Origin of the sequence: Mucilaginibacter psychrotolerans, assembly GCF_004519315.1 — a bacterium.
Taxonomy (GTDB): domain Bacteria; phylum Bacteroidota; class Bacteroidia; order Sphingobacteriales; family Sphingobacteriaceae; genus Mucilaginibacter; species Mucilaginibacter psychrotolerans.
In genome coordinates this window covers 117322-130603 of sequence record NZ_SOZE01000007.1, presented here as the reverse complement: position 1 = coordinate 130603, position 13282 = coordinate 117322, and the positions used below count along the sequence as shown (strand labels likewise).

The window sequence follows — 13282 nt, the reverse complement described above, 5'->3', positions numbered from 1 at the left end:
TTATATTTGTCCCCCACTTATTTTTTACCCATGATCACCAAGCCCACCATCGACCGCATAATGGAAGCCACAGATATTGTGGAGGTGATTGGCGAATTTGTGCAATTAAAAAAACGCGGGGCCAACTACGTAGGGCTTTCGCCCTTCGCTAACGAGCGCACCCCTTCCTTTACCGTATCGCCGGCTAAGGGTATCTTCAAAGATTTTTCATCGGGCAAGGGCGGCAGCGCCATTACTTTCTTAATGGAGCTGGAGAAGTTCACCTATCCCGAAGCCTTGAAATGGCTCGCCAAAAAATACGGTATTGAGATAGAAGAAACGGAGATGTCGGCCGAGGACAAAGCGGAGGACAACCGCCGCGAGAGCCTCATGATCGTAAGCGGCTATGCCGCCAAATTTTTCCACGAAAGTTTACTGGAAACCGACGAGGGCCAAAGCATAGGCCTCAGCTATTTTAGAGAGCGCGGTTTTACCAACGATACCATCAAAAAATTCGAGTTAGGCTACTCGCCCGATCAATGGGAGGCCTTTAGCGGTGCAGCCATCCGCAACGGTTACCAGGAAGAATTCCTGGTAGAAAGTGGTCTATCGGTAAAGCGCGACAATGGCACGCTTTACGACCGATACCGCGGGCGCGTGATGTTCCCCATCCACAGTTTTACGGGCAGGGTGATTGCCTTTGGCGGTCGCACACTCAAAACGGATAAAGCAGTACCCAAGTATGTAAACTCGCCCGAAAGCGAGATATACCATAAATCGAACATCCTTTACGGGCTGTACTTCGCCAAAAAATCCATCCGCGAGGAGGATAACTGCTACCTGGTAGAGGGTTATGCCGATGTGCTGTCGGTTTCGCAGGCGGGGATTGAAAACGTAGTGGCTTCATCGGGCACCTCGCTTACGGTAGAGCAGATAAAGCTCATCAGCCGCTTCACCAAAAACATCACCATTTTATACGATGGTGATGCGGCAGGCATCAAGGCGTCGCTACGCGGGCTGGACATGATATTGGAGCAGGGCCTCAACGTAAAAGTAGTTTCCTTCCCCGATGGGCACGACCCGGATTCGTATGTGCGCAAGTTGGGCACCAATGCCTTCAAAAAACACATCGAGGAAAACAAAAAGGATTTCATCCTCTATAAAACCACCCTGCTGCTTAAGGATGCCGGCAACGACCCGATTAGAAAGGCCGAGGTAATACGCGAGGTGGTGGAAAGTATTGCCAAGATACCCGATTCTATCAAAGCATCGGTGTTCATCAAAGAATGCAGCAGTATTATGCAGATTGATGAGCGTGCCTTGCTCTCCGAACTGAATAAGATGCGCCTGGCCAAGGCCAAGAAGGATAGTCAGCAGCAAAACAACCGCCATCATCAGCAGCAATACGACGATGTGGCGCCGCCCGATGAACTGCAGTACCTGGAAGGGTTTACAGAGCAGAAGCCCAAAGAAATTGACACCCAGGAAAAGGAAATAGTGCGCCTGCTGTTACTTTACGGCAATAAGATGATTGATTGGGATGGTATTACCAATACCTACATCGGCCCTTTTATGATGGTGGAACTGAACGACGTGGAATTTGATGTACCTGCCTGCAAGCAATTCGTAGAGATTTACCGCCACGAGGTGGATAACGGCGTACTGCCCGAGGAGCAGCATTTTATACATCACCCGGATAAAGACATTGTAGATTTGGTGGTGAACCTGCTAGCCTCCAAATACACCCTGAGCGAGAACTGGTACGAGATGCACAAGATACTGGTGCCCGATGAGCAGGCCAATATGAAGGCCACCATCCTGGGTGCTATCTTCCACCTCAAAATGCACAAAGTGGGCAAGATACTGGAACAGCTGCGCAACGAACTGCAAACCGCCACCAGCGATGCCGACCAGGATATATTACTGAACCAGTACATGCACATGAAAAAGGTGGAGAAAAGTATATCCGATTATTTAGGTTCGGTGATATTGAAGTAAAGGTATTATGAAGCATTTATATTTTGTAATTTTTGCTATAATCCACCTTTTGATTGCAACATATACTTCCCGGGATTTAACCAATTTGGTCTTTGTAACCCCAGCGTTCACCATAATCTTGTTCGGTGGGTTTGGCTTTTATTTCCATCCTGCTATAAAAAATAAATTCGTGAAAGACCTCGGCTGGGGAATGTTATATGGAAGTATTTTATCGTTATTCATTGAGGGTTTTTTGATCGTCTGTATGTACAACTCTATGAGGGGAGTCCATTAATGGCAACCCACAATGACCTCGGCCGCAAAGGCGAAGCTATTGCCAAAGCCCATCTGGAAGCCAACGGCTACGAAATAATGGACGAGAACTGGGTGCATGGAAAAGCCGAGATTGACCTTATCGCCTATAAAGACAAAACCATTATCTTCGCCGAAGTAAAAACCCGCACGGGCACAGGCTTTGGCCTGCCCGAGGATTTTGTAGATGCGCGCAAGCAGCGTTTGCTGGCTGATGCCGCCGACGAATACATTTATTTGATGAATCACCAGGGCGAAGTGAGGTTCGATATAATATCTATCCTTTTCGACCGTACTAACAACTATAACTTAAAACACATAGAGGATGCCTTTTGGCCCTCAGCCGATTGAATATGAACAAAAGGATTATTTATTCTGCTGCCGCTGCCCTGGCCGGAATTATACTGTTAACCATAGGCTTTAACGGCTGCAAAAATAAAGACGATAGTGCTGCCGATATTACGATTAGTCCGGAAGCGGGTACTACCTATAAATCCGGCGATGCGGTAAGTTTCAGCGTAAAATATCCTGCCTCGGTTAAGCCCGATTCGGTAGTGTACATGCTGGAGGCCCAAAGGCTCGGCTCGGTGAAAGATTCATCGGCCCTTACCATCAAAACAGATACGCTTGTACTGGGTGCACGAGTAATAACCGCCAAAATATACCAGGCCGGCAAGGCTGATGAGGTGACTACCAACATTGTACTGCTGGCCGCTAAAGCGCCCGAAGAACTCACCTTTAAAGTAGAGAAAGTTTTCCCGCATGATACGGCTACTTATACCGAGGGCCTTCTATACCAGGATGGTGCCCTGTACGAAAGCGGCGGCGGCTACCTGGACCCTCCGCCCGGCCAAACCAAAGAAACCCAATCGCGCCTGAAAAAGGTAAACCTGCAAACGGGCAAAGCCGAACGTATGATTATGATAGACCCTAAGGTTTTTGCTGAGGGTATATCCATTGTAGGCAATAAACTTATCCAGCTTACTTACCTCGAAAAGAAGGGCTTTGTTTATGATAAGGATACCTTTAAGCTGCTCGATACTTTCGATAATAATATCGGCATCGAAGGGTGGGGTATGTGTTTCGACGGCAAAAAGCTGTATATGGACGATAAAACCAACCGCATCTTCTTTTTAGATAAAGATACCTACCGCCAAACCGGTTTCATTGATGTTTACGACGATAAAGGCGCGGTAAACGAAGTGAACGAACTGGAAATGATAGACGGCAAACTATACGCCAACGTGTACCAAACCGACAATATCCTGGTGATAGACCCTAAAACCGGAGCAGTACTGCAAAAGATAGATATGAAAGCCCTGTACCCCGAAGCCCAGCGCAACAAGAATGCCGACGTATTCAACGGCATAGCCTACGATAAAGCCACCGGCCGCATATTTGTAACCGGCAAAAAATGGGATAAGCTGTTCCAGGTGAAGTTTGTGAAGAAATAGTGGGTAGTTTGCAGCCACAAACCTCCCAAGCTTGCTCAAGTGTTCACGCGCCGCACTGTGAACACCGTGAACGCTTTTATGTACATGTTAATCAGGGTTTTGTAAATTGCTGCTTGGTGACAAAATCGTGTCAGTGTTGTTGTTTGACACTTTGCAGTGTGTAAGCCGGAAGTTAAAACTTTCAGGATGCCGCAAGCGTTACCGGCTTGTGGCCCGCATGCAAGGTAGCCACAATGTAAACTATGCACTGCGCGAAATGCAAAGCCGCTCTGCTAAGTGGCTACAAGCCGGGAGGTTTGCGGCAGCAATGCATTACAACTCCTCCTCGCCATTAACCTTTTCCTTCATCTCACCGGGCAATAGCCGCTCGTTGGTCTGCTCTAGTACAACATCCAGATTACGCCTGCCTAAGATATAAACACCAATGGCTATCACCAAATAGATAAGCGCCAGTATAGTCCAGGCATTTTGTATCTGTGCCTCATGCCCTTCGCCTACGCGGCTCTCGAAGAATGCCTGTGGGAAATCTACCGATGCATGGGCAATAACCAGTACGAATACGTTACCGCCAACCCTGTCCCACAGCCAGGTAAATATCACCGAAAGCGCAAAAACGATTACAATGAAGGGTAGAACGATGCGCCATCCACTAAAAAATAGGGGCAGGTGCCATAAGGCCCATATGGCAAACACCATCAGCATGGCTTTTTTCAGTGATCGGCCTTCGGCCAGTTTAGGTAGTAGCCATCCGCGCCAGCCCAATTCTTCGCCAAGGCCTAATACCAGGCAGGCGCCGCCAATGTGCATCAACAGCAACATAGGGCTAACAGCCACAACATATTCTGCCAGTTGACCTGGCGAAAAGCCTCCTGCTATAAATGCCAGCAATGTTATGACAATACCCGCCAGCGGGAGGGATATCCACCAGATGATATGATCGGCATGGGGTTCAAGCTTGCCCAGGTACGCTTTAATACCAAGGGTACCATCAGTAATGCTGATGACGATGAGGCCGGCTAAAGCCGGGCCAAAAACCACCAACGTTTTAGAAAAGTAATTCAGTCCCAGTTCCGAATCGGCGAATAAATCGTTCAGCACAAATAACTTCAACGGCAATCCTATCAGTAACGAAATAGCAAATGCTATGACGATAAAGCATGTGATCTGATATTTAACAACAAAAGCTTTCAACCAGGGGATTGGATTTTAATCGGTCTAATATATGATTATACCATCATATTGCTACGATAGCATTTAACGCGATAAATATCTGCTTATAAGTGTTTTTACACAAATGTTTTATTGCACATATTCGACCGCCGCTACATGCATACGCACTGCACCCCGTTTAGTTACAGCTTTATGCCACTTTATTGTACTTGTTGCGGTATTCTACAGGCGATAGGCCGGTTATCTTCTTAAATACCGTCCGGAAAGATTTGGTATCGGTATAGCCAACATCGTACATCACTTCGTTGATGTTTTTGCGGGTGCTTTCCAGGTGTTTCTTTGCGGCTTCTATTTTTACGCGTTGTATATATTCTACCGGAGTATTATTGGTGGCCTTTTTAAACCGGCGTTCAAAGTGCCGCTTGCCTATGGCGTATTTATCGGCCAGGCCCTCAACAGAAATGCGCTCGGCAATATTGGCTTCTATAAATTCCTGCGCTTTTTTTATCGGTTCGTCCTCGTGCCCTTTTTGCCCGTTGAACATAATAAATGGCGATTGGCTCTTACGGTCAATCTCCAGGGCGAACATCTTGGCGGCCATAATGCTCATTTCGCGCCCGGCGTGCTTTTCAACCAGGTAAAGCAGCAGGTTCCAGTACGATGTTGCGCCGCCGCTGCTGTATAGCCCCTGCTGCTCGGTAACTATCCGGTCGTCAACCAGCGTAACATCGGGGAACATGGCGCGGAACTGCTCTGCAAAACGCCAGTGGCTGCTGCACTCCTTGCCCTTAAGCAGGCCCGTAGCAGCCAGCAGGAAAGCGCCTACACAAAGGCTGGCTACCTCGGCACCGCAGCTATATTGCTGCACTATCCAGGGCATAAAATCTTCGTTCTTTTTTATTGCCGCAACCATATCGCCACCCATCGCAGGGATGATGATAAGGTCGGTTTTGGGCACATCTTTCAATACTGCATCGGTATGTACCGAAAATAAGCCGCTATGCAGTCGCACTTCCGGTGATAGCCCTATCAGCTGCACTTTAAACAGAGGAGGTTTACCGGCTGCTTCCAAAAAGTCGTTAATGCCGGTAAACATTATACGCGGGTCGGCAATGCTTGCCAAAACAGCGTCGTTGGTAATCAGGATAGATACGTGCTTCATTTTATGGCTATTGCTTATTGGGTGGCTAAAGATACACCATGGCAAAATACAAAATAATTACCAGTGGAGCTAAAGTCGCAAACAGCCCTTAAAAAAGTCTTTTTTGCACCTTAGGCTATAGGGGATGCTGCGATACCTTTGGGATGTAATTAAAATAAGTAAATAGCGCGAATGCGGAAACTTATCGTATCGTTGAACCTGAGCCTCAACGGCTGCATGGCCGACCCGGACGGCGGGCTGGAATGGCATCACAATCATTGGAGCGAGGAAATGGCGCGGGCACTTACGCAGCAGCTGGCCGATGCGGATACTATTTTGTTGGGGCGGATAACGTACCAGGCTATGGCCATACACTGGCAGGCAGGCATAGGCGATAATTTTAGCGCGAGGCAAGAAATGGATTTTGCTGATATGATGCGTAGCTGCACCAAGGTAGTTGTTTCGGGCACATTGGCCAATACGGGCTGCTGGCCCAACACTGTATTGATTAATGGTGATTTGGCAGATAGGGTGACGGCTTTAAAACAGCAATCCGGCAAAAACATCATCGTGTTTGGCAGTGGCACGCTGGTTGATGCCTTGGCAAGGCTGGGCTTGGTTGATGAGTACCGGCTTTGGCTGCACCCGGTAATTATAAGCGTTGGCCGCCCATTATTTAGTGAATTGAGTGCAAACCTGCAATTAATGGCCAAACAAGCGTTTGAAACCGGTGTATTGTTGTTGTGTTATAGGCCGGTATGAAAAAATCAGGTGCATTTTTTGTAGTTTAGCCAAACCTAATTCAAAGCCACAATATGTTCACCAATCCTTTTGTTTTTTACGGGCGCATCAGGCGCATGGAGTACGGCCTAAGCATATTGATTTATGTTGCCGGATTGTTTTTTATCATTGTACAGGCTGCAGATCATCACAAAGAGATGTACTGGTTTGCGCTTTTCCCGCTAGCCTGGTTCAGGTTTGCACAGGGGGCCAAACGCTGCCATGATCTTGGCAACAGCGGTTGGTTTCAACTGATACCTTTTTATTCTTTTTGGATGCTGTTGGCCGATGGTAACATTGGTCCCAATCAGTATGGCGAAAACCCTAAAGACAATAACTACCCCAATTACCCCGGCGGCGGGCCTTACCATTACCCGGGCGGCGGTGCGGACAAATATGGCAGGTAGCTTTTTTGCAGAACAGGAAAATTGTAAATTAGCAATCCCTAAACATTTGCTATGCACAAGAATCCATTCTCGCTACAAGGCCGCATCCGCCGGGCCGAATATTGCATCAGCTGCTTCGCTTATCTTTTTGTTTATTATTTCATCTGGGGAATGGGCGACGGGCGAGGGGGCGATACCTTCATGATTGCCGTATCCATACCTATACTGTATTTCGCCCTGGCCCAGGGCGTAAAACGCTGCCACGATATCGGCAAAAGCGGCTGGTGGCAGTTTATCCCTTTCTACATCTTCTGGCTCATGGGTGCCAGAGGCCAGGAAGGTCCCAACCCATACGGCCCCGACCCTAAGGTAGCACCGTATGAGTAAGCAGATGCCAGTTTTCAGTAGGCGGTTTTCAGTGGGCAGTTTGCACACAACAAGCAGATAGCAGTCGGCGGTTAAGGTTGTAGATAATTTTTGAATTAAAAACAATGTTTATCCTTTAGCACTTGCCCACTGCCCACTACCCACTGCCCACTGGCACCTACCTCCAGGCCTTATATTGATTGATCAAGCCATTGGTAGACGAATCGTGCGAACTGATTTCTTCGTCGCCTTTTAACTCTGGCAATATTTTACCGGCCAATTGCTTGCCCAATTCAACGCCCCATTGATCGAAACTGTAGATGTTCCAGATAATGCCCTGAACGAAAATCTTATGCTCGTACATGGCAATCAGCGAACCTAAGGCCCTTGGCGTTATCAATTTAACCAATATGGAGTTGGTAGGGCGGTTACCCTCAAATACTTTGAAAGGCGCAATCTTGCTTATCTCTTCTTCCGATTTTCCGGCTTTCTTCAGTTCATCAATAACCACTTCTTCGGTTTTGCCGTTCATGAGAGCCTCTGTTTGGGCGAAGAAGTTAGAAAGCAGCATCTTGTGGTGTTCGCCCAGCGGGTTATGCGATTGCGCGGGAGCAATAAAATCGCAGGGGATAAGCTTAGTGCCCTGATGTATCAGTTGGTAAAAAGCATGCTGACCGTTGGTTCCTGGCTCGCCCCAAATAATTGGGCCGGTGCTGTAATCAACATGTTTGCCGGTGCGGTCTACATGCTTACCGTTGCTTTCCATATCGCCTTGTTGGAAATATGCTGCAAAGCGGTGCATGTATTGGTCGTAAGGCAAAATGGCCTGCGTTTCGGCTTCGAAGAAGTTATTGTACCAAATGCCCACCAAGGCCAGTATCGCCGGGATGTTCTCTTCCAGCGGAGCGGTTTTGAAATGGTTATCCATGGCGTGCGCGCCATCCAGTAATTCGATGAAATTATCGAAGCCGATGCTCAGGGAGATAGATAAGCCTATGGCGCTCCAAAGCGAGTAACGGCCGCCAACCCAATCCCAAAACTCGAACATGTTTTTGGTATCGATACCAAACTTAGCCACACCCTCGCTATTGGTAGATAGCGCAGCAAAGTGCTTGGCCACATCTTCATCTTTACCGCCGCTGGCAATAAACCAGTCGCGGGCGCTGTGGGCGTTGCCCATGGTTTCCTGCGTGGTAAAGGTTTTTGAAGCTATTAAGAACAGCGTAGTTTCGGCATTCACTGTTTTCAGGGTTTCTACGATATGTGTAGCATCCACATTGGATACAAAGTGCAGGTTGAGGTGGTTTTTGTAGGCCTTCAATGCTTCGGTAACCATCACCGGGCCCAAATCAGAGCCGCCAATGCCTATATTCACCACATCGGTAATCGGCTTGCCGGTGTAGCCTTTCCACTCGCCGTTGATAATAGCATGGCTAAAGGTTTCCATTTGTGCCAGTACACGGTTCACGTCGGGCATCACATCTTTACCTTCCACCAATATCGGGGTATTGCTGCGGTTGCGCAGGGCAATGTGCAGCACCGGGCGGCCCTCAGTAACGTTTATGGGCTGACCAGAAAACATGGCGGTAATTGCATCATCTAGGCCACATTCGCGCGCCAGTTGTATCAATAGCGCAAGGGTTTCATCATCTATCCGGTTTTTAGAATAGTCGACAAGGATCTCTTCAAACTGTAAAGAAAATTTTTCAAACCGTTCTGCATCAGCATCAAAAAGTTCTTTCAGATTTTTTGAAACGATGTCGATGTAATGGTCGGCTAAATATTTATACGATTGGGTGGCGGTAAAATCGGTATTTGGTAGCATGGCGGAATAATTTTTGGTAAAAGTAACAAGTTAATTTTGCGGCTGTAAACTAAAATGAAATTTATGGCATAAAGGTGTTATTTAGCGCGTTTTGCACATCAATTACTTAGTGTTGATATGACACTGTTTTCAATTGTCATTATTTTAACATAATTAGCAAATATTTTTAAAATTGGAAACAAATAAATGATATATTTGCTTTGCTGATAAGTTAATCGCTTATTTATCGCCAAATCATCAATACGCTATCTAAAAACTTACTTTTATGTTCGAAAAACTGTTTTTGCTCGTAAAAAATAACGCCGGGACGGCTGTTACCAACAATCCTTTAATTGCCGAAAAATATCGCGAGGCGGTTTTGAATGACGCTTCGAGTTCGATAATAGAGGTAATCAAAGCCCATATAGAGAGTGGTAAGATAAAAGATTTGGTTAAGTACTTCCAAATTGCAGGCGTTTATGATAATCCACTTATCAATAAAGCGGTGAATAAGTTTGCCATAAAGTTGGATAAGTATTATGACATTAGCTCGGCCGATGCGAAACAAATTTCAAACGAACTCATCCGTCCGGTAATGCTGGAGTTGATCCGCCAAAGCAAAACCGAACAAAATAAAGAATTTGCCCTAAATACCCTGCTATCAAAAATAAGCGGCCATGTAGCCGATATGGGCCTGCTGCTTACGCAAATGGCGTAAGGAAGTTAAAGAAGTTAGAAGGGTTATAAGAAGTTAGAAAGGTTGCAAGGCGAGTGCCTTTGCAACCTTTTACGTTTTGAGCACATATACTTCCAATTTTGTCGCCTTAACTTTTCTAACCTTTTTAACCTCTCCAACTTTTCTAACTTTAACCAACCTTTAACTATCTTTGGCGCATGACTAAAGAGAACTTACAGGATTTAAGGGATAGAACAACTTCCCTGAGGAGGCATCTTTGACATCGATACCAAACTCGATGCGATGCAAAAGGAACAGGAAATAACCATTGGCCCAAACTTTTGGGATCATCCTAAAGAGGCCGAAAAGGTACTCGCTTCCATCAAAACAAAAAAAATATGGACCGACGCTTTCCAAAAGGTAGTAACGGCAGTGGAGGATACGGGCGTTTTGTTCGAGTTTTTCCAGGCCGGCGATGCAACCGAAGCGGAAATGAAGGAGCAGTTTGATGCCGCGACAACCGCTGTAGAGGAGCTGGAATTCAAGAACATGTTGAGCGCCGAGGAAGACCAGTTTAACGCCGTGCTGCAAATTACCGCAGGCGCCGGCGGTACCGAAAGCTGCGACTGGGCCGGCATGCTGATGCGCATGTACATTATGTGGGGCGAAAAAAACGGCTACAAAGTTACCGAGCAGGATTACCAACCCGGTGATGTGGCCGGCGTAAAAACCGTTACCCTGCAGTTGGAAGGTGATTTTGCTTACGGATACCTCAAAGGCGAGAACGGTGTGCACCGACTGGTGCGTGTATCGCCATTTGATGCTAACGCTAAGCGCCATACCTCATTTGCCTCGGTATATGTGTACCCATTGGTAGATGATACCATTGAGATAGAGGTGAAGGATGCGGATATTGAATTTGAAACCTTCCGCGCGGGCGGTGCAGGCGGGCAAAACGTAAACAAGGTGGAAACCGCCGTACGTTTGTACCACAAGCCATCGGGCATCATCATCAAAAACCAGGAATCGCGCTCGCAGTTACAGAATAAGGAGAATGCCATCCGCTTGCTTAAATCGCAGCTGTACGAAGCCGAGATGCGCAAGCGCGCCGAAGCATCAAGCGCGGTAGAGGGCAATAAAAAGAAAATTGAATGGGGGTCGCAGATACGCAACTACGTTTTGCATCCGTACAAACTAGTGAAAGACCTGCGTACCGATCACGAAACTTCTAACGCCGCCGCCGTACTGGATGGCGATTTGAACGAGTTCTTAAAATCGTACCTGATGGAATTTGGCGGGCCGAAGAACTAAAGCGGCCGCTACTGATATGTTTTACGATAGCGATAGGCCTTAAAAACCTGTCGCTATTATTGTTTAGTTACCAAATTCTAAATGCTAACAGCAGTACACTCGTTGTGCGTTGATAGGCCTGTTGCACAAACGCATTTTTGTGATGTAATAAATTATACACTTAAACACACATCATGAAGAGAACAGTATTTACGCTATTATTTATCTTAACAATTGGCTGGGGGCTTGCTCCGGCTGCTGTGGCGCAAAAAATGCCGCCCGGCTCATTTGGAAATCAAATTGTGTTCGATTTAGCGATATCAGACTCATTGCGTTCTATGGGGTATATTAGTTCGAGTTTTGGCATAAATGATACCGGTTTAGATGCAGTAGCTTACAGGCCCACTACTACGAAAGACCAAACTATGAAAACGCCCCTGATGCTTGGGGTTAAATTAAACCCTGCGCTGATGAATTATACCATGTCTCCTGTAAGGGCATTTTCTAAAAACTACACTGCTTACCATATTTCAGATAACTCCAACGGTGTGCTGCTGGCCTTAGGTATAACAAAAGATAATGTGGGCAATTATCGTTACAGGGTAGTGCTTAACGATAGCGCGGAAGTGGTGCACTGGTCAAAAATTCCCCGGCTGGAACAAAAGTACGGCGCCGGCAAACCTTACGGATTTATAGGTAGTTTTAACTACCCGGATAAACAGGCGCTGGTAGAGGTTGTGAATATTAACGACTACAGGCTTAGGGATGGTGTCATCTTTGATTGGAGGAAAAACCTGAAACCTGTAATTACTAATATCAGGTTTCAACCACATTTGCCTGCCGGGCAAGCTCGTACCCAATATGGGATCGAACAGATGAAAATACAAGCTCCGCACGAAATAAAATACGATCCCACTACCGGCACCCCCACGGCTATCAGCTTTTATACCGATAGTGTAAATGTTGTGAGTATGCTTGTTAAGGACCACGAAGCAGTGGCTTACAGCGTTATTTTATATAAAACAGAAAACGGAAAACAACAATTTTTTACCGGCGCCGAGGGAAATCCTTTAGGGACGGAGTTTAAATTCAATTTCACAAATTACCCGGTAGGGGATTATGAAATAATTATCCGCCCGCAAGGCGCGGGAGGGTTTAACCTGCAAGATCAGCAATTGCATATCAAGCTTAAAATATTGCCTAACGCGGTTTTAGAAAAAAAAGCATCATTAAAACAGCTCCTGCCCTACGTGGTAGGGGCAGTTGTCTTTTTCGGACTGCTGTTTGGCGGCTATTACAGGCGCAACCAGGTAAAGCTGCTAAAGGCAGCGCAGGCAAAGCAGGTTACCGGGCTTAAATTGCAATCCATTCGTGCGCAGCTGAACCCGCATTTTATGTTCAATGCTTTAACATCTATTCAAAATCTCATTAATAAAAACGATATAGCCGGTGCCAATCATTATCTGGCCAAGTTTGCCGGCCTTACCCGGCAGGTGCTTGCTACCGGTGGAGAAGAATTGCTGAGCCTAAAGGAGGAGCTAAAGCTGATAGACGATTATTTGCAGATGGAGCAATTGCGCTTCGGCTTTAAATATCATATCACAGCAGGCGATGATTTGAACCAGTCGAACATAGAAGTGCCTGCCATGCTGTTGCAGCCCTTTGTAGAAAATGCGGTTAAGCACGGGGTGGCAATTTTAAAGGAAAGTGGGGTGATTAGCCTATCGGTTACACGCAACCAACGGGACCTTGTTTTTACCATAAAGGATAATGGTAGCTGGATAGGCACAACCAATGCTGATGAAAATAGCGGCTACGGATTGAAATTGAGCCAGGAACGCATAGTTTTACTGGGCCAGTTGTTTAAAGAGCAGCCCGTAACATTAGATATACAAAAGAATGCACCGGGGACTGTAGTGAGCATTCGTTTAACCAACTGGATTTAAT

General features: G+C 46.6%; 12 protein-coding genes. 9 read left to right on the top strand and 3 right to left on the bottom strand.

The annotated features are described in order from the left end of the window. The first annotated feature begins 30 nt into the window (after positions 1–30). The 3 genes from dnaG to E2R66_RS09470 all read left to right on the top strand — a co-directional run bounded on the left by dnaG (position 31) and on the right by E2R66_RS09470 (position 3722). Complete coding sequence (gene dnaG, locus E2R66_RS09480; RefSeq protein ID WP_133229978.1) at positions 31–1977, top strand: DNA primase; 1947 nt, start codon at positions 31–33, stop codon at positions 1975–1977. A 273-nt stretch (positions 1978–2250) separates the two neighbouring features. Beyond that, positions 2251–2619: a YraN family protein gene (locus E2R66_RS09475; RefSeq protein ID WP_133229976.1), complete on the top strand. Its 369-nt coding sequence runs from the start codon at positions 2251–2253 to the stop codon at positions 2617–2619. Between the two features lie 2 nt (positions 2620–2621). Continuing rightward, the gene (locus tag E2R66_RS09470) at positions 2622–3722 is read left to right on the top strand and encodes a glutaminyl-peptide cyclotransferase (protein ID WP_133229974.1); all 1101 of its coding nucleotides are present in this window, start codon (positions 2622–2624) and stop codon (positions 3720–3722) included. Positions 3723–4034: 312 nt separating this feature from the next. Here the strand turns inward: E2R66_RS09470 and E2R66_RS09465 are convergent, their stop codons facing one another. Together E2R66_RS09465 and E2R66_RS09460 are read right to left on the bottom strand one after the other, a co-directional pair. Then, positions 4035–4913 (bottom strand): CPBP family intramembrane glutamic endopeptidase, encoded by an 879-nt coding sequence (locus tag E2R66_RS09465; RefSeq protein ID WP_133229972.1) that lies wholly within the window; start codon positions 4911–4913, stop codon positions 4035–4037. Between the two features lie 169 nt (positions 4914–5082). Further along, the gene (locus E2R66_RS09460; RefSeq protein WP_133229970.1) at positions 5083–6054 is read right to left on the bottom strand and encodes a GlxA family transcriptional regulator; all 972 of its coding nucleotides are present in this window, start codon (positions 6052–6054) and stop codon (positions 5083–5085) included. A gap of 171 nt (positions 6055–6225) precedes the next feature. On the opposite strand from E2R66_RS09460, the gene E2R66_RS09455 reads away from it, so the two are divergent. From E2R66_RS09455 to E2R66_RS09445, 3 genes are read left to right on the top strand one after another with little or no spacing between them, the layout of a single operon-like run. Beyond that, positions 6226–6795, top strand: a complete 570-nt coding sequence (locus E2R66_RS09455; RefSeq protein ID WP_133229968.1) for a dihydrofolate reductase family protein — start codon at positions 6226–6228, stop codon at positions 6793–6795. 53 nt (positions 6796–6848) lie between these two features. Then, positions 6849–7220: a DUF805 domain-containing protein gene (locus tag E2R66_RS09450; RefSeq protein WP_133229966.1), complete on the top strand. Its 372-nt coding sequence runs from the start codon at positions 6849–6851 to the stop codon at positions 7218–7220. A 51-nt stretch (positions 7221–7271) separates the two neighbouring features. Further along, entirely contained in the window at positions 7272–7586 is a 315-nt protein-coding gene (locus E2R66_RS09445) for a DUF805 domain-containing protein (protein ID WP_133229964.1), read from the top strand. A 157-nt stretch (positions 7587–7743) separates the two neighbouring features. Here the strand turns inward: E2R66_RS09445 and pgi are convergent, their stop codons facing one another. Next, positions 7744–9390, bottom strand: coding sequence for a glucose-6-phosphate isomerase (gene pgi, locus E2R66_RS09440; RefSeq protein ID WP_133229962.1), 1647 nt, complete (start codon positions 9388–9390; stop codon positions 7744–7746). A gap of 265 nt (positions 9391–9655) precedes the next feature. Here pgi and E2R66_RS09435 point away from each other — a divergent pair, with 265 nt between their 5' ends. The 3 genes from E2R66_RS09435 to E2R66_RS09425 all read left to right on the top strand — a co-directional run bounded on the left by E2R66_RS09435 (position 9656) and on the right by E2R66_RS09425 (position 13281). After that, positions 9656–10087, top strand: a complete 432-nt coding sequence (locus E2R66_RS09435; RefSeq protein ID WP_133229960.1) for a hypothetical protein — start codon at positions 9656–9658, stop codon at positions 10085–10087. A gap of 176 nt (positions 10088–10263) precedes the next feature. Beyond that, a protein-coding gene (prfB, locus tag E2R66_RS09430) for a peptide chain release factor 2 (protein ID WP_133229958.1) occupies positions 10264–11356 on the top strand; the annotation gives its coding sequence in 2 pieces (ribosomal slippage) (positions 10264–10323 and positions 10325–11356; 1092 coding nt in all). A 173-nt stretch (positions 11357–11529) separates the two neighbouring features. Then, the gene (locus E2R66_RS09425) at positions 11530–13281 is read left to right on the top strand and encodes a sensor histidine kinase (RefSeq protein ID WP_133229956.1); all 1752 of its coding nucleotides are present in this window, start codon (positions 11530–11532) and stop codon (positions 13279–13281) included. The last annotated feature ends 1 nt before the right edge of the window (position 13282 follow it).